Source organism: Streptomyces sp. A1277, from assembly GCF_004795015.1.
Classification (GTDB): Bacteria; Actinomycetota; Actinomycetes; order Streptomycetales; family Streptomycetaceae; genus Streptomyces.
Genome location: NZ_SSBI01000006.1, coordinates 36,241 through 62,649 on the forward strand (window position 1 = coordinate 36,241; position 26,409 = coordinate 62,649).

The window sequence follows — 26,409 nt, forward strand, 5'->3', positions numbered from 1 at the left end:
GCGCCGAGTTCACGTCCCGTTCGCCGGGCAACCTTCTCCGGTTCGCGGCTGTCTCCCATGTGAGCCCTCACACCTCGTACGCCATTGGCTCCGCGTACGCGACCAAGGAGAGTTCTGTGGGCATTCGCACCATGCTGACCGTGGCCGTCTGTGCCGCGACGGCGCTGTCCTGCGGCACGGCCGTTGCAGCGCCCGGCGGCGGGCACGCGGGTACGGCCGGGGGAACGGCAACCACCACCGTGCGGGAGGACTTCAACGGGGACGGCTACCAGGACGTCGTCGTCGCGGCCCCCGCCGCCGCTGTCGACGGCCACGAGTGGGCGGGGTACGTCACCGTCGCCTACGGCTCCGCACAGGGCCTGAGCACCGCGCACACGACCGTCATCGACCAGAACACGGCCGGTGTGCCGGGCGAACCCGAGAACGGCAACAGCTTCGGTTCCCGGATGGTCGCCGAGGACCTCGACCACGACGGCCTGACCGACCTGGCGCTGTACGCCAACGAATGGCTGACGTCCCCGAACAACTTCGGCTCGGTGATCGTCCTGTGGGGCCGCACCGGCGGCCTCACGGGACAGGGCGCGGTGCGGCTGGCCGCCCCGCCCGACACCGAGGTGGGGTCCAACCTCACCGCCGGTGACTTCGACGGCGACGGCGACACGGACCTGATGCTGGACCACGGCGGGGAGTACGAGGAACGCAGCGTGCTGTACGGGCCGTTCGACCGGTCCGGGGCACCCGCCCGCGAGCAGCTGGTGACGATGTTCGACACGGACAACTACATGGGCACCACGGCCGTGGGCGACTTCAACGGCGACGGCATCGACGACCTGTGCACCACCTACGTGTACGAGGAGCACTCCGAGGGCGCCAAGCTGTGGCTGGGTACCCCCGGAGGTCTGTCGCCGGTCTCCACCCCGCTCCCCGGCGCCTCGTCCCTCGCGGTGGGTGACTTCGACAAGGACGGCAAGGACGACCTCGCCACCCGCGTGGTACCGGGCGACATCGTGGAGGACTTCCCCACGGACCCGGGCACCGTCAGGATCTACTACGGCTCCGCGTCCGGTCCCAGCACGACGCGGACGAAGACGATCACCCAGGACACCGCGGGCGTGCCCGGGGTCAGCGAGAAGGGCGACCAGTTCGGCGCCCGGCTCAACGCGGGTGACGTCGACGGCGACGGCTACGACGACCTCGCGGTGGGTGTGCCGTTCGAAGGCATCGGGACGACCAGGGCGGCGGGCGCCGTGGTGCTGCTGAAGGGCGGCCCCGGCGGTCTGAGCGGCACCGGCGCGAAGTCCTTCCACCAGGACACGGCGGGCATGCCCGGCGTGGCGGAGACGGGTGACCACTTCGGCGGTTCGGTGCGGCTGCTCGACGTCAACGGGGACGGGAAGGCGGATCTGACGGCCGGCGCCCCCGACGAGAACCTGGAGGCGGTCGCGGACGGCGGTGCGGTGTGGTCGCTGCGCGGCACGTCCTCGGGGCTGACCACGACCGGCGTCTTCGCGTTCAACCCGGTCGACCTGGGCGCCCCCGTGAAGAAGGCCCGGTTCGGCTCGAACCTGGGCGGCGACGACGGGGCCGGGCTCTACAGCCTCTGAGCCGGGAGGGGCCCGTTCCGCAGACTGCGGAACGCGCCCCTCGCCCGCTTCTCCGGGCGTCAGGAACGCGCGTCGCGCGCCTTCGCCTCGCGTTCGGCGTTGCGCTCCTTGATGCGGACGTTCTCCTTGCGGACGTCCGCCTGGGTGGTGCGCTCGTTCTGCAGCCACTCCGGGTCGTCCTGCTTCAGCGCGTCGATCTGCTCCGTGGTCAGGGGCTCGGTGACCCCGCCGCGGGCGAGGCCCGAGATGGAGATGCCCAGCTTGGACGCGACGACCGGGCGGGGGTGCGGGCCGTTGCTCCGCAGGTCGCGCAGCCACTGGGGCGGATCGGCCTGGAGGGCCGCCAGCTCGGCGCGCGAGACGACACCCTCCTGGAATTCGGCGGGGGTGGCCTCGAGGTACACACCCAGCTTCTTCGCCGCGGTGGCGGGCTTCATGGTCTGGGCGGTCTGGTGGGACTTCATGGTGTCAAGGGTATCCAGCGCGTGCGGTGGATCCGACCACGGCCGGTAACCTGGCGGGGTGACACGCTCGGAAGCATCCCCTTCGTTCCGGCTGGCGTACGTCCCCGGAGTGACGCCCACCAAGTGGGTGCGGATCTGGAACGAGCGCCTGCCCGGCACCCCCCTGAACCTCGTCCCGGTGCCCGCCTCCGAGGCGCAGGACCTGCTGCGCGCCGGCGGCGCCGACGCCGGGTTCGTCCGGCTGCCGGTCGACGGTACGGACCTCAGCGCGATCCCGCTCTACACCGAGACGACCGTCGTGGTGGTCCCGAAGGACCACGTGGCCGCGGCGGTCGAGGAGCTGTCCCTCGCCGAGCTGGCCGACGAGATCGTGCTGCACCCGCAGGACGACACCCTGGCCTGGGAGCGGCTGCCCGGCCGTCCGGCGATCGAGCGCCCGGCGACCACGGCGGACGCCATCGAGCTGGTGGCGGCGGGGGTGGGCGTCCTCGTCGTCCCCCAGTCGCTCGCCCGGCTGCACCACCGCAAGGACCTGACGTACCGCCCGCTGTCGGACGCGCCCGAGTCGCGCATCGCGCTGTCGTGGCCGCAGGAGAAGACCACCGACCAGGTGGAGGACTTCATCGGCATCGTGCGCGGCCGGACCGTGAACAGCTCGCGGGGCCGCAGCACGGCGCCCGCGGCCCAGCCGAAGGCGAAGCGCGCCGAGAGCGGCGGGGCGCGGCAGAAGTCGGCTGCGGGGAAGGCCGGCCGCGCGGGCGGTGCGGCGGGAGGCAAGGGCGCCAAGGGTGCTCGTGGGGCCAAGGGCGGTGCGGCGGCGGGGCGCGGCAAGCCCCGCCGGCGGCCGTAGCCAGGCGGTCCGGGGCGCGGTTGTCAGACCCTGCTGGCAGCATCGGTGACCATGACGCACACCGCACGCCCGATGCCGCCCCTGGACGCCGACGAACGCACCGGCCTGGAGAGCTGGCTCGACTTCTACCGGGCCACCGTGGCCGCGAAATGCGAGGGCCTGACCGACGAGCAGGTGCGGCTCGCCTCCGTACCGCCGTCGTCGCTGACGCTGATGGGGCTCGTCCAGCACCTCGCGGAGGTCGAGCGGAACTGGTTCCGCCGGGTCCTGACCGGTGAGGACGTCCCTCCGGTGCACGGCGGGCCGGCCGGTCCCGAGGGCCACGACGGGGGGTTCGAGCTCTCCGGGGGCGCCACCTTCGCCGGCGCGTGCGCGGCCTGGCAGGAGGAGATCGCCGTGTCCCGCGCGGTGTGCGCCGAGCGGTCGCCGGAGGACTCGGCGCCCTTCATGGGCGGCGAGGTGAAGCTCCGCTGGATCTACCACCACATGATCGGCGAGTACGCCCGCCACAGCGGTCACGCCGATCTGCTGCGCGAGCGGATCGACGGGAGCACCGGGGTGTGAGGGGGCGGGGCTCCGGGCCGGTCCGAAGAGATGTCAGGATGGTTCCATGACGAGTCAGGTTTTCTTCGACATCACCATCAACGACGAGCCCGCCGGGCGGATCGTCTTCAATCTGTTCGACGACGTCGTTCCCCGTACCGCTGAGAACTTCCGCCAGCTGGCGACCGGGCAGAACGGCTTCGGCTACAAGGGTTCCTCCTTCCACCGCGTCATCCCCGAGTTCATGCTCCAGGGCGGCGACTTCACCCGCGGCGACGGCACGGGCGGCAAGAGCATCTACGGTGCCAAGTTCGAGGACGAGAACTTCAAGCTGGCGCACACCAAGCCGGGTCTGCTCTCCATGGCCAACGCCGGCCCGAACTCGAACGGTTCGCAGTTCTTCATCACGACCATCGTGACGTCCTGGCTGGACGGCAAGCACGTCGTCTTCGGCGAGGTCGCCGACGAGGACAGCATGGTCCTGGTCAAGCGGATCGAGGCGCTCGGCTCGCAGAGCGGCCGCACCAAGGCGAAGGTCACCATCGCCGACTCCGGGATCCTCTGATTCAGGACCCCGCACACCCAGCCGACAGCTGACCGGACGCGCCGGACGACGTACCCCGTCGACCGGCGCGTCCGTCATTCGCGGACAGCGGAGCCGAAGACACCGATGCACTGTCAACCGACAGTTGACAGTGACAGGACTGTCAACTTACGGTTGACGCATGACGAATCCCGTAGGTCCGACGCATCCCGTCCGTCTCGACGACCTCATCGCAGCCATCAAGAAGGTCCACCCCGACGCCCTCGACCAGCTCCAGGACGCCGTCATCGCCGCCGACCACCTCGGTGACGTCGCCGACCACCTGATCGGCCACTTCGTGGACCAGGCCCGCCGCTCCGGCGCCTCCTGGACCGAGATCGGCAAGAGCATGGGGGTGACGCGGCAGGCGGCCCAGAAGCGCTTCGTCGCCAAGGACCCCGGCGAGGGTTCCGACCTCAACCCGAGCCAGGGCTTCGGCCGCTTCACCCCGCGCGCCAAGAACGTGGTCATGGCCGCGCAGAACGAGGCGCGGGCCGCCTCCAACGCCGAGATCGGCACCGAGCACCTGGTCCTCGGCCTGCTCAGCGAGCCGGAAGGGCTCGCGGCGGCGTTCATCAGGGCGCAGGGCGTGGTCCTGGACTCCGTCCGGCAGGCCGCCACCGAGGCGCTGCCGCCGGCCGCGGACGGCGAGCTCCCCGAGCTGATCCCGTACAACGGCGACGCCCGCAAGGCGCTGGAGCTCACCTTCCGCGAGGCCCTGCGGATGGGGCACAACTACATCGGCACCGAGCACATCCTGCTCGCCCTCCTGGAGCACGAGGACGGCTCCGGCGTGCTCAGCGGCCTCGGCATCGACAAGGCCACCGCCGAGCGGGGCATCGCCGAGGCGCTCTCGCTCCTGACCGCCGCCCAGGAGCCGCCCGCCCCCGAGGACCCGAAGGCCCCGGGCCGGGAGGGGTGAAATCCGTGCCTCAGCCCGCCCCCGCCTCCAGGCGCAGGGACCAGCGGTGCGGCAGTCCGGTGAGCGTGACGGTGGAGAGCGGGCCGACGTCGACGTTCCAGTACGAGGACGGCGGGGCCTTCAGCGCGTAGACGAGGGCGGCCCGCACGACCGCCGGTTCTGCGACGGCGACGACGGCGCCGTCGCAGACCGGGCGGGTGTCCAGCCAGCCGCCTATCCGCGTGATGAACGCGAGCAGCGGTTCACCGCCGTGCGGCGCGGAGCGCGGGTCCGCGAGCCAGGCGTCCACGGCGGCCGGCTCGCGGGCGGCGACTTCGGTGAGCGTACACCCCCGCCACCGGCCCATGTCGCAGTCGCGCAGCGCCGGCTGGAGCAGCGGGTGGAAGCCGAGCGCCTCGCCCGTGGCGCGGCTGCGCGGGGTCGGTGAGCAGTAGCGCAGTTCGGCGGCGCCGAGGGGCGCCAGGGCAGGGGCGGCGAACCGCACCGCGTGCCGGCCGGACTCGTCGAGCGGCCGGTCGTCGTCGAAGCGCTCGGCGAGCAGGGAGGAACTGCGCGCTGCGGCGACGAGCGAGACTCGAACACTCATGGGCGGATCGTGGAGCCGATCGCCGCGTCGGTCAAGAGTGCCGCCCGGTCTCGTACGGCGGGGCCCCGGCTCTCGTACGGCGGGGCCCCGGCTCTCGTACGGCAGGGCCCCGGCCCTCCGGTCAGACACCGATCGCCGGCGTGCCCTCCCAGGCGGTACGCAGCCGGCGCACGCCCTCGGCGATCTCGGCCGGCCCGGCGACGGAGACGAAGCTCAGCCGGATGTGCGGCGACGGGGGCTCGGCGCTGAAGTAGGGCCGCCCCGGCGCCACGGCCACCCCCGCGCGCAGCGCCGCCTGGACCATGGCGGACTCGTCCGTTCCGGCCTCGGAGCCGGGCAGCCGCAGCCACAGGAAGCCGCCGCCCACCGGGATGTGCGGCAGTCCGAGCCCGGGCAGCGTCTCGCGCAGCGCCGCCGTCATCGCCGTACGCCGGGCCCGGAGTTCCGCCGCCACGGAACGCAGGTGGCGGCCCCAGGCGGGCGAGCCGACCAGTTCGAGCGCCGCCTCCTGGAGCGGCCGGGGGACGAAGAAGCTGTCGACGATCTGGATGCCGCGCAGCCGTTCCAGGGCCGGGCCCCGGGCGGCGATTGCTCCCACGCGCAGGCTGGGCGAGGCGGCCTTGGTGAGGGAGCGGGTGTGGACGACGACTCCGTCGGGGTCGTCGGCGGCGAGCGGCCGGGGCAGGGCGCCCGCGTCGTCGTGCGCGAGCAGGCGGGCGAAGTCGTCCTCGATGACGAACGCCCCCGCCTCCCGGGCGATCCGTACGACCTCGGGGCGGCGGGCCTCGGACAGGACGGTGCCGGTCGGGTTCTGGAAGAGGGGCTGGCAGACGAAGACGCGGGCGCCGGTGGCGTGGAAGGCGGCGGCGAGCAGGTCGGGGCGCACGCCGTCGCGGTCCACCGGGACGGGCACCGGCCGCAGCCCCGCGGCCCGGGCGGCGGCCAGCATGCCGGGGTAGGTGGGTGACTCCACCAGCACCGGCGCACCGGGCGGGGCGAGCGCCCGCAGCGCGGTGGCCAGGGCGCTCTGGCCGCCCGCGGTGATCAGCACGTCGGCGGCGCCGAGCGCGGGGGCGATGTCCCGGGCGAACCAGGCGCGCAGTTCGGTCAGTCCGTCGATGGGCGGGCGGCTCCAGGCGCCCGGGCGGCGGCCGGCCCGGGTCAGGGCGGCGGCGAGGGCGCGTTCGGGCTGGAGCGAGGCGTGCAGATAGCCCCCGTTCAGCTCGATGACGCCGGTGGGCGGGGCGACGAGGCTGACCAGGAGGCCCGACACGTCGACGGTACGGGGCACCGCCTCGGGGCCGCCGTCGCCGCTGAGCGAGACCTCCTGCCAGGAGGTGTCGCCGGCCGGGGGCGGCGCGTCCGCGAGGGGCTGGGCCCGGTAGGCGCCGGAGCCGGGGCGGGTGACGACGAGCCCTTCGGCGGCGAGCTGTGCGACGGCCCGGGACACGGTGACCGGGCTCGCCCGGAACCGTTCGACCAGGGCACGACTGGAGGGCAGCTTCTCGCCCGGAGAGTAGCGGTTCAGTTCCGACCGCAGGGCTGTGGCCAGCTCTGCCACACTGCTACGCTCATACATGAGAGCAGACAGTAGCGCTACTTCACACGTCACGATAGCGGTGCCGCCCGTCGAAGGCGGCCTTGGGCAGCCCGCCGAGACGGGTTCCCGGCGGGGGACGCTGCTCGCCCTCCTGGGCGTGGTGACGTTCTCGCTGACTTTCCCGTCCACGGTGTGGGGCCTGGAGAGCTTCGGCCCCTGGTCCCTGGTTGCCCTGCGCAGCCTGCTGGCGGCGGCGCTCTCCGGCGGGCTGCTGCTCGCGGCCCGGGCGCGGGTGCCGGCCCGGGAGCACTGGGCGGGCCTGGCCGTGGTGGCGGGCGGCGTGGTGGTCGGCTTCCCGCTGCTGACGACGCTGGCGCTGCGTACGTCCACGACCTCGCACGCCGCGGTGGTCGTCGGGCTGCTGCCGCTGACCACGGCGGTGTTCTCCTCGCTGCGGACCGGGACGCGCCCGCCCCGCGCGTTCTGGGCGGCGGCGGTGGCGGGGGCGGCCGTGGTGATCGCCTTCACCGTGGCGCAGAGCGGCGGGGCGCTGTCGGCCGGCGACCTCTACCTGTTCGGCGCGCTGCTGGTGTGCGCGGCCGGGTACACCGAGGGCGGCAGGCTGGCGAAGGTGATGCCGGGGTGGCAGGTCACCGGCTGGGCGCTGATCCTCACGCTGCCGCTCACCCTGGCGGGGGCGGCCGTCGCGCTGGCGTACGAGCCGGTCCGGCTGACGGTGCACGGGGTCGTCGGACTGGTCTGGGTGTCGGCCGTCTCCACCTTCCTCGGCCTGTACGTCTGGTACCGGGGCATGGCCGAGATCGGGGTGGCCCGGGCCAGTCAGCTCCAGCTCGCCCAGCCGCTGCTGACCCTGTTCTGGTCGTTCTTCCTGCTGGGCGAAGAGGTCGCGGCGGCGGCGCCGGTGGCCGCCGTCGCGGTCCTGGTCTGCATCGCGCTCACCCAGCGGGCGGGGCGCACCCGGTCATAGACTGGGCGGAAGCGGAACGCCACCCGTGAGGAGGTCACTCCCGATGGAGGCACACACGGGCGACCGGCTGCTGACCCACGGCAGGACGGTGGGTCAGCACGACCGGGTCGCGGAGATCGTCGAAGTGCTCGGTGACGGGGGCACTCCCCCGTACCGCGTCCGCTTCGACGACGGACACGAACACCTGCTCGCACCGGGCCCCGACAGCGTCGTCCAGCACACCGGCTGCGCGTCGGGCCGGGACGCGGACATCACCTGACCGTCAGCGCGGCGGCCGCGCTCGTGACCGGTAGTGGTCGGCGACCACCCGGTCCATCGCGCCGATCCGGTCCGCGGCCACGCTCTTCGCCGAGAAGTAGGCGTGGCCGCGGACCTGGTCGTGCCGGGCCGCGAGGTCGATGTGCCGGGACAGCTCCGCCGGGTCCTGCCAGGCGGCGCCCTGGGCCGAGTCGCCGCACTTGTACAGGGCCTCACCGATGAAGAGGTCCACGCCCGTGCCGCGTACGACGTCGGACCACCAGGGCACGAGAACGGCGTAGTCGGCCGCCGGGTAGCCGATGTTCCAGTAGACCTGCGGGCAGATGTAGTCCAGCCAGCCCTTCTTGATCCAGCCCCGGGTGTCGGCGTACAGGTCGTCGTACGTCTGCACGCCCGCGCTGGTCCGTGAGCCGGCCGGGTCGGTGCCGGTGTTGCGCCAGACGCCGAAGGGGCTGATCCCGAAGCGGACGCCGGGCTTGAGCGCCTTGATGCGTTCGGAGGTCTCGCGCACCAGCTGGTCGGTGTTGTCGCGCCGCCAGGACGCCTTGTCGGGGAAGCCGGCACCGTACTTCTCGTAGGCGGCGCCGTCCGCGAAGGTCTGGCCGGCCACCGGATACGGGTAGAAGTAGTCGTCCCAGTGCACCGCGTCGATGTCGTAGCGGCGGACCGCGTCGAGCATCGCGTCCCGCACGAAGGTGCGGACCTCGGGCAGGCCCGGGTTGTAGTAGAGCTTGCCGCCGTAGGGCAGGACCCAGTCGGGGTGGCGGCGGGCCGGGTGGGCGGCGGCCAGCTTCGAGGGGTCGGTGTGGTTGGCGACCCGGTACGGGTTGAACCAGGCGTGCAGCTCCAGCCCCCGGCTGTGCGCCTCCTGGACCGCGGTGCCCAGCGGGTCCCAGCCGGGGTCCTTGCCCTGCACCCCGGTCAGGCACTGGGCCCACGGCTCGTACGGGGAGGGCCACAGCGCGTCGGCGGACGGGCGGACCTGGAGGATCACCGCGTTCAGCTTCCGCTCGACGGCCTCGTCGAGGTATGCGATCAGCTCCGCCCGCTGCGCGGCGGCGGACAGGCCGGTCCGCGACGGCCAGTCGGTATTGGCGATGGTCGCCACCCACATGCCGCGCAGCTCTCGCCGCACCACGTCCCGCCGGCCGGCCGGTCCCGGGCGGGCGTCCGCCCGGCGGGGCGCCGCGACGGCGGCGTCACCCGCCACGGTGGCCGCCCCCACCACCCCGGCGACCGTCCCGGCCGCACCGGTCACAAAACCCCTTCGGGCCATTCCTCGCATCGCGTCGCACCTGCCCCTTCTCCGCACTCGCTCACATCCCCGCAATCCGGGCACAGATCCGAGCATGCCCGCCCCGGCCCGCTATCCCCGGTAAGCGACGGAGTAACGTCGTGGAGTCGTGGTGGAGCCCGGAATCAGACGGAAGCCGCCGAACGGAGAGCATCGAGAGGCACAGGTGACGGACTCTATGGCCGACATTGCACGCGTCGGAGTGGTGGGCTGCGGCCAGATGGGCGCCGGCATCGCGGAGGTCTGCGCCCGCAGCGGCCTCGACGTGAAGGTGGCCGAGACGACCGGCGAGGCACTGGAGATCGGCCGCACCCGGCTGCACAACTCCCTGTCGAAGGCGGCAGAGCGCGGCAAGATCACCACGGCGGAGCGCGACGAGACGCTGGACCGCCTCAGCTTCACCACCGATCTGGGCGAGTTCGCCGACCGTGACCTGGTCATCGAGGCCGTCGTGGAGAACGAGCAGGTCAAGACCGAGATCTTCCAGGTGCTCGACCAGGTGGTGACCCGCCCGGACGCGATCCTCGCCTCCAACACCTCCTCGATCCCGCTGGTGAAGCTGGCCGTCGCGACCTCCCGCCCGGACCAGGTCATCGGCATCCACTTCTTCAACCCGGCGCCCGTGCAGAAGCTCGTCGAGCTGATCCCCGCGCTCACCACCTCGGACGAGACGATCGCGCGTTCCGAGGCCGTGGTGCAGGACATACTGGGCAAGCACCCGATCCGCGCCCAGGACCGCTCCGGCTTCGTCGTCAACGCCCTGCTGATCCCGTACCTGCTCTCCGCGATCCGGATGTTCGAGTCCGGCATCGCCAGCCGCGAGGACATCGACAACGGCATGGAGATGGGCTGCGCCCACCCGATGGGCCCGCTCAAGCTCGCCGACCTGATCGGCCTGGACACCGTGGCCTCGGTCGCCGACTCGATGTACGCCGAGTACAAGGAGCCCCTGTACGCCGCTCCCCCGCTGCTCCAGCGGATGGTGGACGCGGGGCGGCTGGGCCGGAAGTCGGGGTCGGGGTTCTACCCGTACGCGTGACACGGCGGGCCGGTACGGGGGAGGGGCGGCGCGCCCCTCGCCCGTACCGGACGCGGCTCAGCCCAGCCGTAAGTGGTGCAGCATCATCAGCCCGGCCGCCATGCCCGCCGCCGGGACCTCGCCGCGGGCGATCATGTCGGGCACCAGCTTGAGCGGTACCCACTCACGGCGCGAGGACTCGAAGGCGTCGCGGGGCTCTCCGGTCCAGGCCGCCTCCTCGCCCCAGTAGAAGTGGTGCCGGGCGTCGGTGAGGCCGTTGGACGGCTCCACGGTCAGCAGCGGGCGCAGGTGGCCGGGGCGCCAGCCGGTCTCCTCCTCCATCTCACGGGCGGCCGCATCGGCCGGCCGCTCGCCGTCCTCCACCACGCCCGCGGCCAGCTCCCAGCCCCAGCTGTCGGTGATGAACCGGTGCCGCCACAGCAGCAGCACCTCATTCGCCTCGTTGACGACGGTCGCCGCCGCCACCGGGCGGAGCCGGATCACGAAGTGGTCGAGACGGCCCCCGTCCGGGAGCGCGACATCGGCCAGATTGACCCGGAACCAACGGTTCCCGCACACAGTCTGTTCGTTCAGATTCGTCCACTGCACGGTTCTGCCGCCCTCTTGCTCGTAGGTGGCCGTATCGCAGCAGACTCGGGGTCACAGCGGTACGCGCAGTGCCCCCTCGACACGTTCGGCGGCCCGCTCCGCGTCGGCGCTCCGGCTGGCGACCAGTTCCTCGCGCACCGTGCGCAGCCGGTCCCGCAGCCGCTGCGGTTCCATGCCCCTGGCCCGGTCCGCCATCTCGGTGGCCGTGACCGCCGCCCGGTCCGCCTCGCCCTGCCGCAGCTCGATCGTGGTCAGCATCGCGAGCCGGTGGACCATGCCCCGGTCGTGCGCGGGCGCGCCCACCGCCGCCACCGCGTGCTCCCGCGCGCCCGCGAGGTCCCCGAGGCTCAGCAGTGCCTCCGCCGCCTGCACGTCGACCAGGCCCGGCTGGACGTACCCCGTCTCGTCCGGCTCCCCCGGCCGGATGCGGGCGGCCTCCGACTCTGCGCGGCCGATGCACGTCAGCGCGCCCGCCCGGTCCCCGAGCCGGGCGTACGCCTTGGCCTGCATCGCGTGGAGGTCGGCGGCGAGGGCGGGAGTGATCTCGCGCCCCGCCGCGCGCAGGGCCGCCTCGGCGAAGGCCACGGACTGGCGGTACTCGGCCAGGAACAGCGACTGGTTGACCAGCAGGGCGATCACATAGCCGCCGAGCCCGCGGTCCCCGCTCGCCTTGGCCAGGCGCAGCGCCTGGTGGAAGTAGCGCTGGGCGAGGCCGTGCGCGTCGGAGTCGTAGGCGCAGATCCCGGCGACGGCCACCAGCGCGCCCGTCGCGCGGTGAATACCTCGCAGGACGCGGACCGGTCGCCTGCTCCCCCTCGTACAGCACGGCGACCGCCCCCCGCACAGTCCCCCGCCGACCTGCCCGACACTCCGCGGCGGAGAGGACCTGCGAGACACAGGAGGGGCGTACCCGGTCTCCCGGATACGCCCCTCCTCAGCGTGCGGAGCGGCTACGCGCCGCGCAGCACCGCTCCCGTGCGCTCGGCGGCCAGCGCCACCGCCGTGTCACGGGCGGCGCTCGCCTCGTCGACCGTCAGGGTGCGGTCGGCGGCACGGAACCGCAGCGCGTACGCCAGGGACTTGCGGCCCTCACCGATCTGCTCGCCCGTGAAGACGTCGAACAGCCGCAGCGACTCCAGCAGTTCGCCCGCGCCGTCGCGCAGCGCCCGCTCCACGTCGGCGGCCGGCACGTCCTGGCCGACGACCAGCGCGACGTCCTGGGTGGCCACCGGGAAGGTGGAGATCCGCGGGGCCCGCAGGACGCCGTCGACGGTCTGCTCCAGGACGTCGAGGTCGACCTCCATGGCGCAGGTGCGCTCGGGCAGGTGGAGCTCCTTGACGACGCGCGGGTGCAGCTCACCGGCGTGCCCGAACAGGGTCTCCTCGCCGGCCACCGTCACGTACAGCGCGGCGCAGCGGCCCGGGTGCCAGGGGGCGTGCCGGTCGGCGCGGACGGCGACCTCGACACCGGCCTCGCGGGCGATCGTGCGCGCCGCCTCGACGGAGTCCGCCCAGTCGGCGGGGCGGCCCTTGCCCCACCAGCCGGCCTGCTCGCGGGCGCCCGCGAGGACGACGGCGGCGCGGCGCGGCTGGCGCGGCAGCGCGGCGTCGAGCGAGGCGATCTCCTCGTCCGAGGGGCGCCGGTCGACGGGCAGCCGGACGGGCTCGGTCTCCTGGCCGGTGGGCAGGAAGACGAGACCGGTCTCGAAGAGCGCGAGGTCGTGGCTGCCGCGGCCGTCGTTGCGCCGCAGTGCGCCGAGGAGGCCCGGCAGCAGCGTGGTGCGCAGTGAGGGCTCCTCGTCGGAGAGCGGGTTGACGAGCTTGACGGTGCGGCGGCGGGCGTCGTCCGCCTCCAGGCCGAGCTGGTCCAGGACCGCCTCGCCGATGAACGGGTAGTTCAGGGCCTCGACGTAGCCCGCGCCCGCGAGCGCCCGGCCGACGCGGCGGTGCAGCCGCTGGCGGTCGGTGAGGCCGCGTCCTGAGGGCGGCGTCGGGAGCGTGGAGGGGAGGTTCTCGTAGCCCTCAAGCCGGATGACCTCTTCGGCGAGGTCGTTCGGCTCGTTCAGGTCCGGCCGCCAGGACGGGGTGGTGACGAGGAGCTCGTCCTGCCCGTAGACGTCGCAGCCGACCTCCTGGAGGCGGCGCACGACGGTCTCGCGGCCGTAGGTGACACCGGCGACCTGGTCGGGGTGGTCGGCCGGCATCGTGATGGTGCGGGGCGCGGAGGGGGCCGACACCTCGGTGACGCCCGCCTCGGCGGTGCCGCCGGCCAGGAGCACCAGCAGGTCGACGGTGCGCTGCGCGGCAGCGGCGGCGGCCTGCGGGTCGACGCCGCGCTCGAAGCGCTTGGACGCCTCGGAGGGCAGCTTGTGGCGGCGCGCGGTGCGGGCGATCGAGATCGCGTCGAAGTGCGCGGCCTCGATGACGACCTCGGCGGTGTGCGCGCCCTCGGCGGCGTCCGCGATCTCCGTGTCGGCGCCGCCCATGACGCCCGCGAGCCCGATGGGGCCGCGGTTGTCCGTGATGACGAGGTCGCCGGCGTCCAGGACGCGGACCGCGCCGTCGAGCGTGGTGAGCTTCTCGCCCTGCTCGGCGCGGCGCACCCCGATCGGCCCGTCGATGCGGGTCCGGTCGTAGGCGTGCAGCGGCTGGCCGAGTTCGAGCATCACGTAGTTGGTGACGTCGACGGCGAGCGAGATCGGCCGCATGCCGGCCTTCTGCAGCCGGCGCTGCATCCAGATCGGGGTCCGGGCCTCGGGCTGGAGTCCGACGACGGTGCGCGCGGTGAAGCGGGAGCAGCCGATCGGGTCGGAGACCTTGACCGGGTAGCCGTACGCGTTGGGCGCGGGCACGTCCAGGAGGGCCGGGTCGCGCAGCGGCAGGCCGTAGGCGATGGCGGTCTCGCGGGCGACGCCGCGCATCGACAGGCAGTAGCCGCGGTCGGGCGTGACGGCGATGTCCAGGACCTCGTCGACGAGTTCGAGCAGCTCGATGGCGTCGGTGCCGGCCTCGTGCTCCGGGGGCAGGACGATGATGCCGTGGGTGCCGTCGTCGCCCATGCCGAGCTCGTCGGTGGAGCAGATCATGCCGTGCGAGGTCTTGCCGTACGTCTTGCGGGCGGCGATCGCGAAGTCGCCGGGCAGCACGGCGCCGGGCAGGACCACGACGACCTTGTCGCCGACGGCGAAGTTACGGGCTCCGCAGACGATCTCCTGCGGCTCGCCGGTCCCGTTGGCGGTGCCGACGTCCACCGTGCAGAAGCGGATCGGCTTCTTGAAGCCCTCCAGCTCCTCGATGGTCAGCACCTGTCCGACGACCAGCGGGCCCGTGAGGCCGGCGCCGATCTGCTCGACCGTCTCGACCTCAAGGCCGACGGCGACGAGCTTGGCCTGTACGTCACGGCCGGTCTCGGTGGCCGGCAGGTCGACGTACTCCCGCAGCCAGGAAAGCGGGACGCGCATCAGATCTCCATCCCGAAGGGCCGGGTGAACCGGACGTCACCCTCGACCATGTCTCGCATGTCTTCGACGTTGTGGCGGAACATCAGCATCCGCTCGATGCCGAACCCGAAGGCGAATCCGCTGTACTTCCGGGGGTCGACGCCGCAGGCCGTGAGCACCTTGGGGTTGACCATGCCGCAGCCGCCGAGCTCGATCCAGCCCTCGCTGCCGCAGGTGCGGCAGGGGCGGTCCGGGTTGCCGACGGAGGCGCCGCGGCAGACGTAGCAGACCATGTCCATTTCGGCGGACGGCTCGGTGAACGGGAAGAAGTTCGGGCGCAGCCGGGTCTTCATGTCCGGGCCGAAGAGCGCCTGGACCATGTGGTCGAGGGTGCCCTTCAGGTCGGCCATGGTGAGGCCCTCGTCGACGGCCAGCAGCTCGATCTGGTGGAAGACCGGGGTGTGCGTGGCGTCGAGCTCGTCGGTGCGGTAGACGCGGCCGGGGCAGACGACGTAGACGGGGGGCTCGCGGTCGAGCAGGGTGCGGGCCTGGACCGGCGAGGTGTGCGTGCGCAGGACGACACCGGACTCGTCGTTCTTCGCGCCGTCGGCGCCCTCCACGAAGAAGGTGTCCTGCATCTGCCGGGCCGGGTGGTCGGGCACGAAGTTCAGGGCGTCGAAGTTGAACCACTCGGCCTCGGCCTCGGGGCCCTCGGCGATCTCGTAGCCCATGGCCACGAAGACGTCGGCGACGCGCTCCATGAAGGTCGTCAGCGGGTGGCGGGCGCCGCCCGGGGTGCGGTCGTAGGGCAGCGTGACGTCCACCGCCTCCTCGACCAGGACGCGGGCGTCCCGCTCGGCCTCCAGCTCCGCCTGGCGGGCCGCGAGGGCCTTGCCCACGGCGCCGCGGGCCTGGCCGACGCGCTTGCCGGCCTCGGCCTTGGCCTGCGGGGGCAGCGCGCCGATCTCGCGGTTGGCGAGCGAGAGGGGCGAGGTGCCACCGGTGTGCGCGGTCTTCGCCTGGGCGAGCGCGTCGAGGTCGCCGGCGGCGGCGAAGGCGGCGAACGCCTCGTCCCGCATGCGCTCGATCTCTTCCGGTTTCAGTGCCTCGACCTCGACTGGGTCGTACGACTTGTTCGGTGCCGACATCTCTTCCCGTACTTCCGATTGGCTGGTACTGCGCTGACCGGGGATACCCCCGGAACCCCGTGGCCCCGCTCGACGCCAGAAGGGCACAAAGGTGCCAAGGGTCGAGTCTAAGGGTCAGGAGATGTGCGGGGCGCCCGTGGGCCGCTCGGGCCCGTTACTGCATGTAGGCCGGCGTGCTCACGGGCAGGATAAATCGGAACTCGGCGCCGCCTCCGGGGCCGCGGCCGACCGTGATGGCGCCGCCGTGGGCCTCGACGATGCCCTTGACGATGTAGAGGCCGAGGCCCGTACCACCGCGCTTGCTCCCCCGCCAGAACCGGGTGAAGACGCGGCTCATGGACTCCTCGGGGATGCCGGGACCTTCGTCGCTCACGGTGACGGCCGCTCCCCTCTCGTCGCTCTTCGCCGGTGCGGGTGCCACATCGATGGTGACAGTTCCCTCGCCGTGGCGCACCGCGTTTTCCAACAGGTTGCCGAGCACCTGGTCGACCTTGTCGGGGTCGGCCCACACGGCGGGCAGCGGCTGGCAGGTGCGGACGAGGAAGCGGCCGGGGTCCTGGCCGGCCGCGGTGTGCGCCTGGACGTGGCGCTCGACGGCGGCGGACAGGTCCACGGGCTGGCGCCGCAGCTCCAGGCGGCCCGAGTCGATCCGGGAGATATCGAGGAGCTCGGTGATGAGCCGGGTGACCCGGTTGGCGTCCGCGTAGACGGTCTCCAGCATCAGGCGCTTCTGGGCGTCCGTGAAACGCTCCCACTTGGCCAGCAGGGTCGCGGTGAAACCTTTGACCGAGGTCAGCGGCGAGCGCAGTTCGTGGGCGACGGTCGCGATCAGCTCGGCGTTGCTGCGCTCGGAGCGGCGGCGGGCCTCGGTGCCGCGCAGGCTGATCACGAGCCGGCTGACCGGTCCGGTGGGGCTCTCGCGCACGTAGCGGGCGGAGACGAGGACCTCGCGGCCGCCGGGCAGCAGGAGGTTGCGCTCGGGCTGGCCGACGCGGGTGGCGAGGCCGCCGTAGGGGTCGGTCAGCTCCCACCAGCGGCGGCCCTTGAGGTCTTCCAGCGGCAGCGCGTGCTCCACCGGGCGGCCGAGGGCGGCGGCCCTGGGGACGGCGGTGATGCGGACGGCGGCGGCGTTGAAGCAGATGATCCGGCCGGTCTCGTCCGCGACGACCAGCCCGTCGGGGAGGTCGTCGGGGTCCAGCGCCTGTCCGCCGGGGCCGATGTCCGCGACGGTCACTCCGTCCGGCTCACCGGCGGCGCGCACGACGGCCGCGTGTGTCGCGCGCGGCCCGCTCATGCCGACAGCCATATCCCGTACCCCACGTCTCGAACCGGTGCAGTGGGCCCCCGAGTCCGTCACCCTACTAGTCGTCGGTGACGGAGCGACACCCTGCGGGGACTCTCCGCCGAGGACTGGGGTGCGCGGCGGGGTCAGCCGGCGGTGCGGCGCGGGCGCTGGGCGCGCGCGGAGGCGTACAGGCAGACCGCGGCGGCGGTGGCGAGGTTGAGGCTCTCGGCCTTGCCGTGGATCGGCACCCGCACGACGGCGTCGGCCAGCGCGCGGGTCTCCTCGGGCAGGCCCCATGCCTCGTTGCCGAAGACCCAGGCGGTGGGACCGCCCATCGTGCCGGCGTCGAGTTCGTCGTCCAGGTCGTCCGCGCCGGCGCCGTCGGCGGCCAGGATGCGCACGCCCGCCTCGCGCAGCCCCCGTACGGCCTGTTCGACGGGTACGCCGACGGCGACCGGCAGGTGGAAGAGCGAACCGACCGAGGCGCGGACCGACTTGGGGTTGTACAGGTCCACGGATGCGTCGGTCAGGACGACCGCGTCGGCGCCCGCGGCGTCGGCGCAGCGCAGCACCGTGCCGGCGTTGCCGGGGTCGCGGACGTGGGCCAGGACGGCGACGAGCTTGGGCCGGGCGGCGAGGATCGACTCGAAGGGCGAGTCGAGGAAGCGGCAGACGCCGATCAGGCCCTGCGGGGTGACGGTCTGGGAGACGTCGGCCAGGACGTCGCTGTCGGCGAGGTGGACACGGGCGCCCGCGTCGTGGGCGGCGTCGATGATGGGCGCGTAGCGCTCGGCGGCCTCGACGGTGGCGAAGAGCTCGATGAGGGTGGGCTCGCCGTCGCCGCCCCGGTGCCCGGCGGCCTCGCGCACGGCCTGCGGCCCCTCGGCGATGAACCTGCGCTCCTTGCCGCGGAAGTTGCGCCTGGCCAGCCGCCGGGCGGCGGCGACCCGTGGCGATCGCGGGGAGATCAGTTCGGGGGTGCCCATGTCGGCGGCGCGCCTCTCTGCGTGACGTAGGTCCGGGTCGTGCGCCGCGCGGTTCGCGGACACACGGCGTGCAACGCACCGGACCCGCAGACGGCGAGCGCCTGCGGGTCCGGCTCAAAAGCCAAGAAGTGCGGCCTGGATCAGGCGGCCTTCGGGGCGTTGACGTCGCTCGGGAGGGCCTTCTGGGCGACCTCGACGAGGGCGGCGAACGCGTTGGCGTCGTTGACCGCGAGCTCGGCCAGGATCTTGCGGTCCACCTCGATGTTGGCGGCCTTCAGACCCTGGATGAGGCGGTTGTACGTCATGCCGTTCTGGCGGGCAGCGGCGTTGATGCGCTGGATCCACAGCTGACGGAAGTCGCCCTTGCGCTTCTTGCGGTCGTTGTAGTTGTAGACCAGGGAGTGGGTGACCTGCTCCTTGGCCTTGCGGTACAGGCGCGAACGCTGACCGCGGTAACCGCTGGCCTGCTCGAGGATCGCCCGGCGCTTCTTGTGGGCGTTGACTGCCCGCTTGACGCGTGCCACTTGTTAACTCCTTGTAGCGGGGCCGTGGTCGTACTCACACGGCCCGGAAACGAATTGGTCCCGGTCGGATCGAGGGCGCGTCCCCAACATCGGCGGGGACGACGGCCTCACTTGCCGAGAAGCTTCTTGATCTTCTTGGCGTCGGCCGGAGCCACGACGACCGTGCCGGTCAGCGAGCGGGTCTTCTTGGACGACTTGTGCTCGAGAAGGTGGCGCTTGCCGGCCCTCTCGCGGAGCACCTTGCCGGAGCCGGTGATCTTGAAGCGCTTGCTGGCACCGCTGTGCGTCTTGTTCTTCGGCATCGCGCCGTTCTCTCCTCGTCAGTGGCGCCCCTCTCGGTGCGGGCACCGGACCGCAGGGGCGTCAGATCTTCATGGGATTCCGGGGGGACCCGGGGGCGCCTGGATGGCGACCCCCGAAGGTCACGCCTCGGAAGGTGTCTCGGCCTCGGGCGCCTCGGCCGGAGCCTCGGGCGCCTGACCCTCGGGCTCGGCGTCGGGGGTGTTGTTCCCCTGGCGCTCCGCCTTGCGGGCGGCCTGGGCCTCGCGGGCCTCGGCCATGGCTTCGGTCTTCTTCTTGTGCGGGCCCAGGACCATGATCATGTTCCGGCCGTCCTGCTTCGGGTTGGACTCGATGAAGCCGAGTTCCTCCACGTCCGAAGCGAGACGCTGGAGCAGTCGGAAGCCCAGCTCGGGGCGGGACTGCTCGCGACCGCGGAACATGATCGTGATCTTGACCTTGTCGCCCTGCTTGAGGAACCGAACGACGTGACCCTTCTTGGTGTCATAGTCGTGCGGGTCGATCTTCGGCCGGAGCTTCATCTCCTTGATGACCGTGTGCGCCTGGTTCTTGCGCGCCTCACGGGCCTTCATGGCCGACTCGTACTTGAACTTCCCGTAGTCCATGAGCTTGCACACGGGCGGACGGGCGGTAGCCGCCACCTCGACCAGGTCGAGGTCGTACTCCTGTGCGAGTTCCAGGGCCTTGGCAAGTGGAACAATCCCGACCTGCTCGCCACTGGGACCGACAAGTCGCACCTCGGGTACGCGAATCCGGTCGTTGATGCGGGGCTCGGCGCTGATGGATCCTCCTCGGTAGCACCACGCGGCCGCCTGGCGGACAGCCGCGTAACGTCTGTTTCAACAGACCAACCGCATCGGAGCAAGAAAAATGCCCCGGACGGGACACAGGCGGGGCTCCTGGAAAACCGGAACACCGCCACGGTGAACCGCGGGGCGCATCGGGCGGCTCCATCGTCCGTACGGAACGATGGGCACCACCTGACCGGTGACCCGCCGTCCTGAGGACGGCCAGGTGGGAGATCGGAGCCTCCACTTGTGGGCCGGGCACATAGCTGCCCAGCCGGTCGTTACCCAAGGTTAGCAGCTCGGCCGGGCCCGCACCAACCGGCCTGCGCACCGGCTCCCGCGGGCGGCGGGCCGGCGCCGTGGGCCTATCGTAAGGCGCATGAGTGACGCGACCCCCAGCTGTGATTCCCCCGGCTTCGACGAGATGGCCCGCGACATCGCGGAGGTGCCCGCCGTCGAGGTGATCGTGACGGTCGCGGTCAACCTGATGAGCGCCGCCGCCGTGAAGCTCGGGCTGACCGAGGACGGCGACGACCACAAGGATCTGGACGAGGCCCGCAAGCTGGTCCACGCGCTGGCCGGGCTGCTGGACGCGAGCACCACCGAGATCAGCTCCTTCCACGCGGCTCCGCTGCGTGACGGCCTGAAGTCCTTGCAGCTGGCCTTCCGTGAGGCATCGCTCGTCCCGGACGAGCCCGGCCAGGGCCCGGGCGAGAAGTACACCGGCCCGGTCTTCGGCTGAGCGAGCACTGTCACCCCCTCCCCTTCCGTACGTGAGCCCCCCGCCGGTCCTTCCGGCGGGGGGCTCACCGCGTACGGGGTAGGCGCAGACCTTCGCGGACAGTGATCAGCGCGCGAACAGGGCCTCACCGGGCGTGTGCGCGCCGGCCGGGAGCAGCGCGAGGTCCAGGCCCCGGACCAGCCGGGCGCGCAGCACCTCGTCGGCCGCCAGCGCGCGGGCGACGCGGCCCGCCGCCTCGGCCGGGTCGGCGTCGGCCGCGAGGACCAGGGCGAGGGTGCCGTCGGCGCTGCCCGGGCCGAGGTGGGCGCGGAGCACGGCGGGCTCGGCGGCGACCGCGTCCCGTACCGCGGCGGTGACGGCCGGGTCGTCCAGCGGGTCGGCGCTGGTGCGGCCCTCGGCGAGGGCGAGCAGGGCGGGGCCGGTCAGCTCGAAGGCCACCGGACCGGCGAGGTCGAGCACCACGGTGTCGGCCTTCTCGTGCGCGGCGGCCTGGAGCGCCTGGTGCAGGGGTACGGCGACGGGGCGGGCCTGCGGGTCCCAGCGGGCCAGTGAGGCGGTGGAGGTGAAGGCGGGCAGCGCGCGGCGGCCGCCGGCCTGGAGAGTGGGGACGGCCATGTCGCTGGTCTTCTCCCGGCGAAGCCCCTTCTCGTCCACCTCCACCTCACCGAGGACGGCCACCACGGGAACCAGGAGCCGGGCCCCCCGCAGGGCTTCGAGAACGGGTGCGACGGCGGTGCGGTCCTCGGCCCAGGCGGCGAGCGCCCCGGCCAGTGCGGGGTCGGCCGCGCCGTCGTCGTCGGAGTAACCGGGGTCCGGAATGTTCTTCTGCGCCACAGGGCGAGCGTAGTGCCTGGGCATTCTCATCCGGCCGACAGGTGGGGCCCAGCCGGTTCTCAGCCACGGTTCCTAGCGTCCGGACCATGCCCCGACACCGCATACGCCGCTCCGCCCTGCCCGTATCCCTGACGGCCGCCGCCGTGCTGGCCGCCTCGGCCGCGGGAGGCGCGTACCTCGTCGGCCGTGTGCCGGACCGGGCGCCCGCGGCCGTCGCCTCCGTATCCTCGGCGTCGCCGGCCTCGTCGTCGGCGTCCCCGGAAGCGAGCGAGGAGCCGGTGGTGGATCTGGACGCGGAGCTGGCCGGGGCCGTCGAGCCGCTGCTGGGCGCGGCGCCGCCGGCGCTCTCGGTGGCGGTGCTGGACAGCGGCAGCGGGGCGCGTGCGGTGTACGGGGGCGCGGCGAAGACGTACGAGACGGCGAGCATCGTCAAGGTGGACATCCTGGCGGCGCTGCTGCTGCGGGCGCAGGACGAGGGGCGTGGGCTGACCGCCGCCGAGCGGGCCCGGGCGGCCGCGATGATCGAGAACAGCGACAACGACTCCGCGACCGCGCTGTTGGCGGCGGTCGGCGGGGCGGCGGGCCTGGACGCGGCGAAGGCGGCCGTGGGGTTGCTGGAGGCCGCGCGGTGAAGGGGCGCGGGCGGGTCAGCGGCGCCGGGGGAACAGGGAGCGGCCGTCGCGGCCGCGCCAGAGTGCCACGGCCCCCGCGAGCAGGAGCACGCCGAGGCCGCCGGCCGCCGGGGCGAGCCAGTCGGCCGGTCCGTCGTCCTCCGGCTCGGGCGTGGGCCCGCTCCCGAAGTACCGCTCGCGGTAGCCGGCCGGGGCGGAGTCGGTGCCCACCCCGGCGGGGCGCAGCTTGCCGCCCGCCTCGATGGCCGCGGCCGGGTCGACGATCCCGTAGCCGCGTGCGTCGTCGCGTCCCGCGGCGGGGGCGTCGCGCGCGGTGTCCGTGAGGAGCTTCTTGATCTGCGCGGGCGAGAGTCCGGGGTGCGCGGACCTGACGAGGGCCACGGCCCCGGAGACGAATGCGGCGGCGGCGGAGGTGCCCCACTCCACGTAGTACTTGCGGTCGGGCGCCGGTACGACGATGTCGTCACCGGGGGCGCTCACGGTGGCGTACCAGCGGCGGGTGGAGAACGAGGCGTGCGTGCCGTACCGGTCCACGGCGGCGGCGGCGATCACTCCGGGGTAGGCGGCGGGGTAGGAGATGTGGTCGCCCTTCTCTCCCCCGTTGCCGGCCGAGGCGACGACGACGGCGCCCTTCTTCAGCGCGTACTGGACGGCGGCGTCCTCGCCGGGCTCGGGGTGGGCGGACTCGCTGTCGTCGCCCAGGGAGAGGTTGATGACGTCGGCCCCGTGGTCGGCGGCCCAGCGGATGCCGTCGGCGAGGGCCGTGCCCCGCGTCTTGCGGGCCTCGGCGCGGGCCGGGTCGCTCGCTTCGAGGATGACGCGCACCGGCAGGATCTTCGCCTCGGGGGCGATGCCGAGGACACCGTCGGCGCGCCCCTCGCCGTGGCCCCGGCCCGCGATGATCCCGGCCATGGCGGTGCCGTGCCGGGCCCAGGCCCTGTCGCCGCGGCCGGCGCCGAAGCCGATCATGTCCTTGCCGGTCAGGACCTGGCCGGTGAGGTCGGGCAGGCTGCCGTCGACCCCGGTGTCCACGACGGCGACGGTGACGCCCTTGCCCCGGGTGGTCTGCCAGGCCCGGTCGGTGTGCAGGGCGTCCAGGCCCCACTGCTGGGCGCGGATGGTGTCCGCCCCGGCGGGGGTCACGGGCAGCAGGGCGAAGGCGGTGGCGGTGGCGGTGCAGAGGGCGCCGAGGACGCGGTGGCGGGCGCGGCGGGTCATTCCGGCTTCTCCGTGAGGTCGGCGACGGTGGTGCGCAGGGCGCGCTCGACGCGGTCGGCCACGCCCTTGGCCTCGTGCCCGAGTCCGGCCTGCGCGGCGGCGGTGGTGGCGCCGGACGCCATGGCCTGCTCGGCGGGCTGGGGCGAGGCGGTCGCGCGCCCGTCGGCGAACCCGGACACGGAGAAGACGACGACGGGGACCTCGGTCAGCACGTGCACGGACCAGCTGGCGCGCTGCCGGTTGCCGAACGCGTCGGCGGGGCTGTCCTGCACCGGGTAGGTGCGGGGCAGCAGGTCGGCGCGCCGGTCGAGGTGCTCGTCGGCGAAGCGGGTGCTCAGGGCCCGCATCGCGTCGGTGTCGGCCTCGGTGAAGACGAGCCCGACGGTGGTGACGCTGCTGGCCGTCGCGTCCGTGTAGGTGGCCCGCAGCACGTGGGCGCAGCCGACCGTGCGGAGCGTCTTGGTCAGCAGGGGGTCGAGTGCGGTGGCGCAGCCGCTGTCCGGGGCGACGGCGAGCCTGGTCCAGACCCGGTCGGCGCCGCCTGGCCCGGCGCCTTCGCCCTTCAGGGTGCGGGGGAAGAGGGTGTTCACGGGGATGCTGTGCCAGGCGTCCCGGCCCACGGTGTACGCGCTGCGGGTGGCCGGACCGGCCGTGGAGTCGCTGATGAGCCAGCTGCCGGTGGCGGCCCCGCCGATCAGCCCGAGGCCGAGCACGGCACAGACACCGGCGGCCACGGCCCGGTACGGACGCCGGGTGTGCGCGGGGGGCGGCGGGACGGCCGGGGGCGGGGGTGCGGTCGCGCCCGGATACGGGGGCGGGGGGAAGTACGGGGCGGGGCGTGGCGGGGTCGTGGGGCGCGGCGGGGTGCTCGGGCGGGGCGGGACGGGAGCGCGCTGCGCCTCGGTACTCATCCGCCCCCCTGGTCCGTTCCGTACCGCGCGCGGCCCCTGCCTGCTCGGACGGGACCCGCTCGCCGCGTGGGCGTCACTCTACGGGCTGCGGCGGCCCGGGTGGGAGCGGACGGACACCGCACCGGACGATCTGCACGGATCGTCCCCCTACCCAGCGGTACAACCGTCTGGCAAGCTGCGGCCATGACTGCGCGTGCCACTGACCGGACCCGCTACGACCGGGCCACCGCCCATCTCGACGCCCCCGTAGCCGTCGTCGATCTGGAGGCGTTCGACGCCAACGCCGACGATCTCGTACGCCGCGCCGCGGGCAAGCCCATCCGGGTGGCGAGCAAGTCGGTGCGCTGCCGTGCCCTGCTGGAACGGGTGCTGGCCCGGCCCGGGTTCGCCGGCATCATGTCGTTCACGCTCGCGGAGTCGCTGTGGCTGGCGCGGGCCGGGTTCGACGACGTCCTGCTCGCCTATCCCTCCGCCGACCGGCCGGCGTACGCGGAGCTGGCGGCCGACCCGAAGCTCGCGGCCGCCGTGACGGTGATGGTGGACGACCACGCCCAGCTGGACCTGATCGACGCGGCGCGGGCGGGCGGCGCCGAGGAGATCCGGGTCTGCCTGGAGCTGGACACCTCGCTGCGGATGCTGGGCGGCCGGGTCAGGATCGGGGCCCTGCGCTCGCCGCTGCGCTCCCCCGCCCAGCTGGCCGAGCTGGCCAGGTCCGTGGTGCGGCGGCCCGGTTTCCGGCTGGTGGGTCTGATGGCGTACGAGGGGCACATCGCGGGGGTCGGCGACTCGGTCGCGGGCCGGCCGCTGCGGTCCCGGGCGATCCGTCTCATGCAGGCCACGGCCCGCAAGGAGCTGGCGGTCCGGCGGGCCGAGGTGGTGCGGGCGGTCCGTGCGGTGGCGCCGGACCTGGAGTTCGTGAACGGCGGCGGCACCGGCAGCGTGCAGCACACCGCGGCGGAGGACGCCGTGACGGAGATCGCCGCCGGTTCGGGGCTCTATGTGCCGCGCCTGTTCGACAACTACACCTCGTTCACCGCGCGCCCGGCCGCGCTGTTCGCGCAGCCCGTGGTGCGCCGGCCCGGGGTGGGCGTGGTGACGGTGCTCGGCGGCGGCTACCCGGCGTCGGGGGCTGCGGGGGCGGACCGGCTGCCGGTCCCGTACCTGCCGGAGGGGCTGCGCTACGACCCGCAGGAGGGGCCCGGCGAGGTGCAGACCCCGCTGCTGGGCGCCCCGGCCGACGACCTGCTGATCGGTGACAAGGTGTGGTTCCGGCACGCGAAGGCCGGTGAGCTGTGCGAGCGTTTCGACGCGTTGCAGCTCATCGAGGGCGACCGGGTGACGGCGACCGTCCCGACGTACCGGGGCGAGGGCCGCACCTTCCTCTGAGCCGCGTTCTACCTTGCGATCGAGCTGCCGACGCCGCCGTCGGTCGCGCTGTCGCCGAGGGGCCGGATGGACCGGGTGAGGGTGTCCATGAGTGTCAGCGGCGGCCCGTCGGGGCCCGCGTCGAAGGCGTACCGCACGATGACGGGCGATTCGCTGCCGACGGCCGAGGGGAAGGCGAGCGACTGCACGTAGCCGCCGGGGCCCTTGGCGGTGGTGACCTGCCAGCGGATGTAGTAGCCGGTGCGGCCGGCCACGCCGACCTCGCCGGCGGCGATCTGCCGGTGCGAGGTGATGCCGCCGTGGATGCGCCGGCCGACGAGGTCCTCCTCGTACGCCCGATCCGCGGCGTCGGCGATGTCCTCCTTCGCGAGGGCTTGCGGGGTGGTGGCGTCGGTGCCGCTCGGGGTGCGGGTGGTGACCGTGCCGTGGTAGCAGAAGGAGGACGACGCCCCGGGGCAGTCGTAGGAGTCCTTGGTGCGGATGGTGAGGAGTACCCCGGCGTTCCGCTCCGGCCGCTCCCAGCCGTCGGGGATGGGCAGGGTGATGCCGTTGAGCTGGTCCACGAGCACCGTGGGGTCCTCGTCCGCCGGTGAGTCGTCCGGGGAGGGGCTGTCGTCGCCGGGGGCCTCGTCGTCCGTGCCGGTCCGCGCGGGCGTGGAGTGGGCGTGCGGGGTCGCGGGGTCGTCCTTCCCGGTGAGCAGGACGGCCCCGGTCACGACGGCGCCGACGACGACCGCACCGGCCGCCACGAGCGCGACGGCCCGTGCGCCTTTGCCGCCCTTTCCGCCCGCCGGCGCGGCCGGCTGCTGGTGGGCGGCGTACGGCGGGGCGGGGGCGGGTGCGACGGCGCGGGTGTGGGCGGTCCAGGCCGTGCCGTCCCACCAGCGCTCGCTGCCGGGCGCGGACGTGTCCGGGTACCAGCCGGGCGGTGTCGCGTTGCTCATCGCCCCACTCTA

27 protein-coding genes and 1 pseudogene are annotated in these 26,409 nt (G+C 73.4%); 11 read left to right on the forward strand and 17 right to left on the reverse strand.

The window, feature by feature from the left end; all coding sequences use genetic code 11:
* Positions 1–116 precede the first annotated feature (116 nt).
* Complete coding sequence (locus E6R18_RS05925; RefSeq protein ID WP_240799603.1) at positions 117–1,604, forward strand: integrin alpha; 1,488 nt, start codon at positions 117–119, stop codon at positions 1,602–1,604.
* Between the two features lie 59 nt (positions 1,605–1,663).
* On the opposite strand, the gene E6R18_RS05930 is transcribed toward E6R18_RS05925, so the two are convergent.
* Positions 1,664–2,068, reverse strand: coding sequence for a DUF5997 family protein (locus tag E6R18_RS05930; protein ID WP_136315783.1), 405 nt, complete (start codon positions 2,066–2,068; stop codon positions 1,664–1,666).
* A gap of 58 nt (positions 2,069–2,126) precedes the next feature.
* Here E6R18_RS05930 and E6R18_RS05935 point away from each other — a divergent pair, with 58 nt between their 5' ends.
* The 4 genes from E6R18_RS05935 (at position 2,127) to E6R18_RS05950 (ending at position 4,966) form a co-directional block, all read left to right on the forward strand.
* The gene (locus E6R18_RS05935; protein WP_136315784.1) at positions 2,127–2,918 is read left to right on the forward strand and encodes a LysR substrate-binding domain-containing protein; all 792 of its coding nucleotides are present in this window, start codon (positions 2,127–2,129) and stop codon (positions 2,916–2,918) included.
* Positions 2,919–2,969: 51 nt separating this feature from the next.
* Positions 2,970–3,482 carry a DinB family protein gene (locus E6R18_RS05940; RefSeq protein WP_136315785.1) on the forward strand — a complete coding sequence of 171 codons (513 nt, stop codon included), beginning with the start codon at positions 2,970–2,972 and terminating at the stop codon, positions 3,480–3,482.
* Between the two features lie 46 nt (positions 3,483–3,528).
* The gene (locus E6R18_RS05945) at positions 3,529–4,026 is read left to right on the forward strand and encodes a peptidylprolyl isomerase (RefSeq protein WP_136315786.1); all 498 of its coding nucleotides are present in this window, start codon (positions 3,529–3,531) and stop codon (positions 4,024–4,026) included.
* Positions 4,027–4,186: 160 nt separating this feature from the next.
* A complete protein-coding gene (locus E6R18_RS05950) occupies positions 4,187–4,966 on the forward strand; it encodes a Clp protease N-terminal domain-containing protein (protein ID WP_136315787.1) in 780 nt (259 codons plus the stop codon).
* Positions 4,967–4,976: 10 nt separating this feature from the next.
* On the opposite strand, the gene E6R18_RS05955 is transcribed toward E6R18_RS05950, so the two are convergent.
* Positions 4,977–5,552 (reverse strand): phosphoglycerate mutase family protein, encoded by a 576-nt coding sequence (locus tag E6R18_RS05955; protein ID WP_136315788.1) that lies wholly within the window; start codon positions 5,550–5,552, stop codon positions 4,977–4,979.
* 121 nt (positions 5,553–5,673) lie between these two features.
* A complete protein-coding gene (locus E6R18_RS05960; protein WP_136315789.1) occupies positions 5,674–7,131 on the reverse strand; it encodes a PLP-dependent aminotransferase family protein in 1,458 nt (485 codons plus the stop codon).
* Here E6R18_RS05960 and E6R18_RS05965 point away from each other — a divergent pair.
* Together E6R18_RS05965 and E6R18_RS05970 are read left to right on the forward strand one after the other, a co-directional pair.
* On the forward strand, positions 7,130–8,080 hold the full coding sequence (locus E6R18_RS05965; RefSeq protein ID WP_136315790.1) for a DMT family transporter: 951 nt from the start codon (positions 7,130–7,132) through the stop codon (positions 8,078–8,080). The genes E6R18_RS05960 and E6R18_RS05965 overlap by 2 nt on opposite strands.
* A gap of 43 nt (positions 8,081–8,123) precedes the next feature.
* Positions 8,124–8,339 carry a DUF1918 domain-containing protein gene (locus tag E6R18_RS05970; protein WP_136315791.1) on the forward strand — a complete coding sequence of 72 codons (216 nt, stop codon included), beginning with the start codon at positions 8,124–8,126 and terminating at the stop codon, positions 8,337–8,339.
* 3 nt (positions 8,340–8,342) lie between these two features.
* Here E6R18_RS05970 and E6R18_RS05975 read toward each other — a convergent pair whose 3' ends face one another.
* Complete coding sequence (locus E6R18_RS05975; protein ID WP_136315792.1) at positions 8,343–9,596, reverse strand: family 10 glycosylhydrolase; 1,254 nt, start codon at positions 9,594–9,596, stop codon at positions 8,343–8,345.
* A gap of 214 nt (positions 9,597–9,810) precedes the next feature.
* On the opposite strand from E6R18_RS05975, the gene E6R18_RS05980 reads away from it, so the two are divergent.
* A complete protein-coding gene (locus E6R18_RS05980; protein ID WP_136315793.1) occupies positions 9,811–10,671 on the forward strand; it encodes a 3-hydroxybutyryl-CoA dehydrogenase in 861 nt (286 codons plus the stop codon).
* A 57-nt stretch (positions 10,672–10,728) separates the two neighbouring features.
* On the opposite strand, the gene E6R18_RS05985 is transcribed toward E6R18_RS05980, so the two are convergent.
* The 9 genes and pseudogenes from E6R18_RS05985 to infC form a co-directional block, all read right to left on the reverse strand.
* Positions 10,729–11,259, reverse strand: coding sequence for an NUDIX hydrolase (locus tag E6R18_RS05985; RefSeq protein WP_136315794.1), 531 nt, complete (start codon positions 11,257–11,259; stop codon positions 10,729–10,731).
* Positions 11,260–11,310: 51 nt separating this feature from the next.
* Positions 11,311–12,039: pseudogene (locus tag E6R18_RS05990) on the reverse strand (transcriptional regulator); the annotation flags it as partial.
* Between the two features lie 170 nt (positions 12,040–12,209).
* Positions 12,210–14,720, reverse strand: coding sequence for a phenylalanine--tRNA ligase subunit beta (gene pheT / locus E6R18_RS05995; RefSeq protein WP_136315795.1), 2,511 nt, complete (start codon positions 14,718–14,720; stop codon positions 12,210–12,212).
* Positions 14,720–15,847 (reverse strand): phenylalanine--tRNA ligase subunit alpha, encoded by a 1,128-nt coding sequence (gene pheS / locus E6R18_RS06000; protein ID WP_136315796.1) that lies wholly within the window; start codon positions 15,845–15,847, stop codon positions 14,720–14,722. The genes pheT and pheS overlap by 1 nt, the downstream gene beginning before the upstream one ends.
* Positions 15,848–16,001: 154 nt before the next feature.
* Positions 16,002–17,153, reverse strand: a complete 1,152-nt coding sequence (locus E6R18_RS06005; protein ID WP_136315797.1) for a PAS domain-containing sensor histidine kinase — start codon at positions 17,151–17,153, stop codon at positions 16,002–16,004.
* 122 nt (positions 17,154–17,275) lie between these two features.
* Positions 17,276–18,118, reverse strand: a complete 843-nt coding sequence (locus tag E6R18_RS06010) for an RNA methyltransferase (RefSeq protein ID WP_136315798.1) — start codon at positions 18,116–18,118, stop codon at positions 17,276–17,278.
* A 140-nt stretch (positions 18,119–18,258) separates the two neighbouring features.
* A complete protein-coding gene (rplT, locus tag E6R18_RS06015) occupies positions 18,259–18,642 on the reverse strand; it encodes a 50S ribosomal protein L20 (RefSeq protein WP_018103794.1) in 384 nt (127 codons plus the stop codon).
* 107 nt (positions 18,643–18,749) lie between these two features.
* Positions 18,750–18,944 (reverse strand): 50S ribosomal protein L35, encoded by a 195-nt coding sequence (gene rpmI / locus E6R18_RS06020; protein ID WP_003970213.1) that lies wholly within the window; start codon positions 18,942–18,944, stop codon positions 18,750–18,752.
* A gap of 120 nt (positions 18,945–19,064) precedes the next feature.
* The gene (gene infC, locus E6R18_RS06025) at positions 19,065–19,724 is read right to left on the reverse strand and encodes a translation initiation factor IF-3 (RefSeq protein ID WP_136315799.1); all 660 of its coding nucleotides are present in this window, start codon (positions 19,722–19,724) and stop codon (positions 19,065–19,067) included.
* Between the two features lie 385 nt (positions 19,725–20,109).
* On the opposite strand from infC, the gene E6R18_RS06030 reads away from it, so the two are divergent.
* Positions 20,110–20,472 carry a DUF1844 domain-containing protein gene (locus tag E6R18_RS06030; protein WP_136315800.1) on the forward strand — a complete coding sequence of 121 codons (363 nt, stop codon included), beginning with the start codon at positions 20,110–20,112 and terminating at the stop codon, positions 20,470–20,472.
* Positions 20,473–20,577: 105 nt separating this feature from the next.
* Here E6R18_RS06030 and E6R18_RS06035 read toward each other — a convergent pair whose 3' ends face one another.
* Positions 20,578–21,306 (reverse strand): SseB family protein, encoded by a 729-nt coding sequence (locus tag E6R18_RS06035; protein ID WP_136315801.1) that lies wholly within the window; start codon positions 21,304–21,306, stop codon positions 20,578–20,580.
* 86 nt (positions 21,307–21,392) lie between these two features.
* Between E6R18_RS06035 and E6R18_RS06040 the strand changes: the two genes are divergently transcribed.
* Positions 21,393–21,938: a hypothetical protein gene (locus E6R18_RS06040; RefSeq protein WP_206308224.1), complete on the forward strand. Its 546-nt coding sequence runs from the start codon at positions 21,393–21,395 to the stop codon at positions 21,936–21,938.
* A gap of 15 nt (positions 21,939–21,953) precedes the next feature.
* Here the strand turns inward: E6R18_RS06040 and mycP are convergent, their stop codons facing one another.
* Both mycP and E6R18_RS06050 read right to left on the reverse strand, forming a co-directional pair.
* Positions 21,954–23,156 (reverse strand): type VII secretion-associated serine protease mycosin, encoded by a 1,203-nt coding sequence (gene mycP, locus E6R18_RS06045; RefSeq protein WP_136315802.1) that lies wholly within the window; start codon positions 23,154–23,156, stop codon positions 21,954–21,956.
* Complete coding sequence (locus E6R18_RS06050) at positions 23,153–24,067, reverse strand: hypothetical protein (RefSeq protein ID WP_240799604.1); 915 nt, start codon at positions 24,065–24,067, stop codon at positions 23,153–23,155. The genes mycP and E6R18_RS06050 overlap by 4 nt, the downstream gene beginning before the upstream one ends.
* A 183-nt stretch (positions 24,068–24,250) precedes the next feature.
* Here E6R18_RS06050 and E6R18_RS06055 point away from each other — a divergent pair, with 183 nt between their 5' ends.
* The gene (locus E6R18_RS06055; protein ID WP_136315803.1) at positions 24,251–25,453 is read left to right on the forward strand and encodes an amino acid deaminase/aldolase; all 1,203 of its coding nucleotides are present in this window, start codon (positions 24,251–24,253) and stop codon (positions 25,451–25,453) included.
* Positions 25,454–25,461: 8 nt separating this feature from the next.
* On the opposite strand, the gene E6R18_RS06060 is transcribed toward E6R18_RS06055, so the two are convergent.
* Positions 25,462–26,397 (reverse strand): DUF2510 domain-containing protein, encoded by a 936-nt coding sequence (locus tag E6R18_RS06060; protein WP_136315804.1) that lies wholly within the window; start codon positions 26,395–26,397, stop codon positions 25,462–25,464.
* Positions 26,398–26,409: the final 12 nt, after the last annotated feature.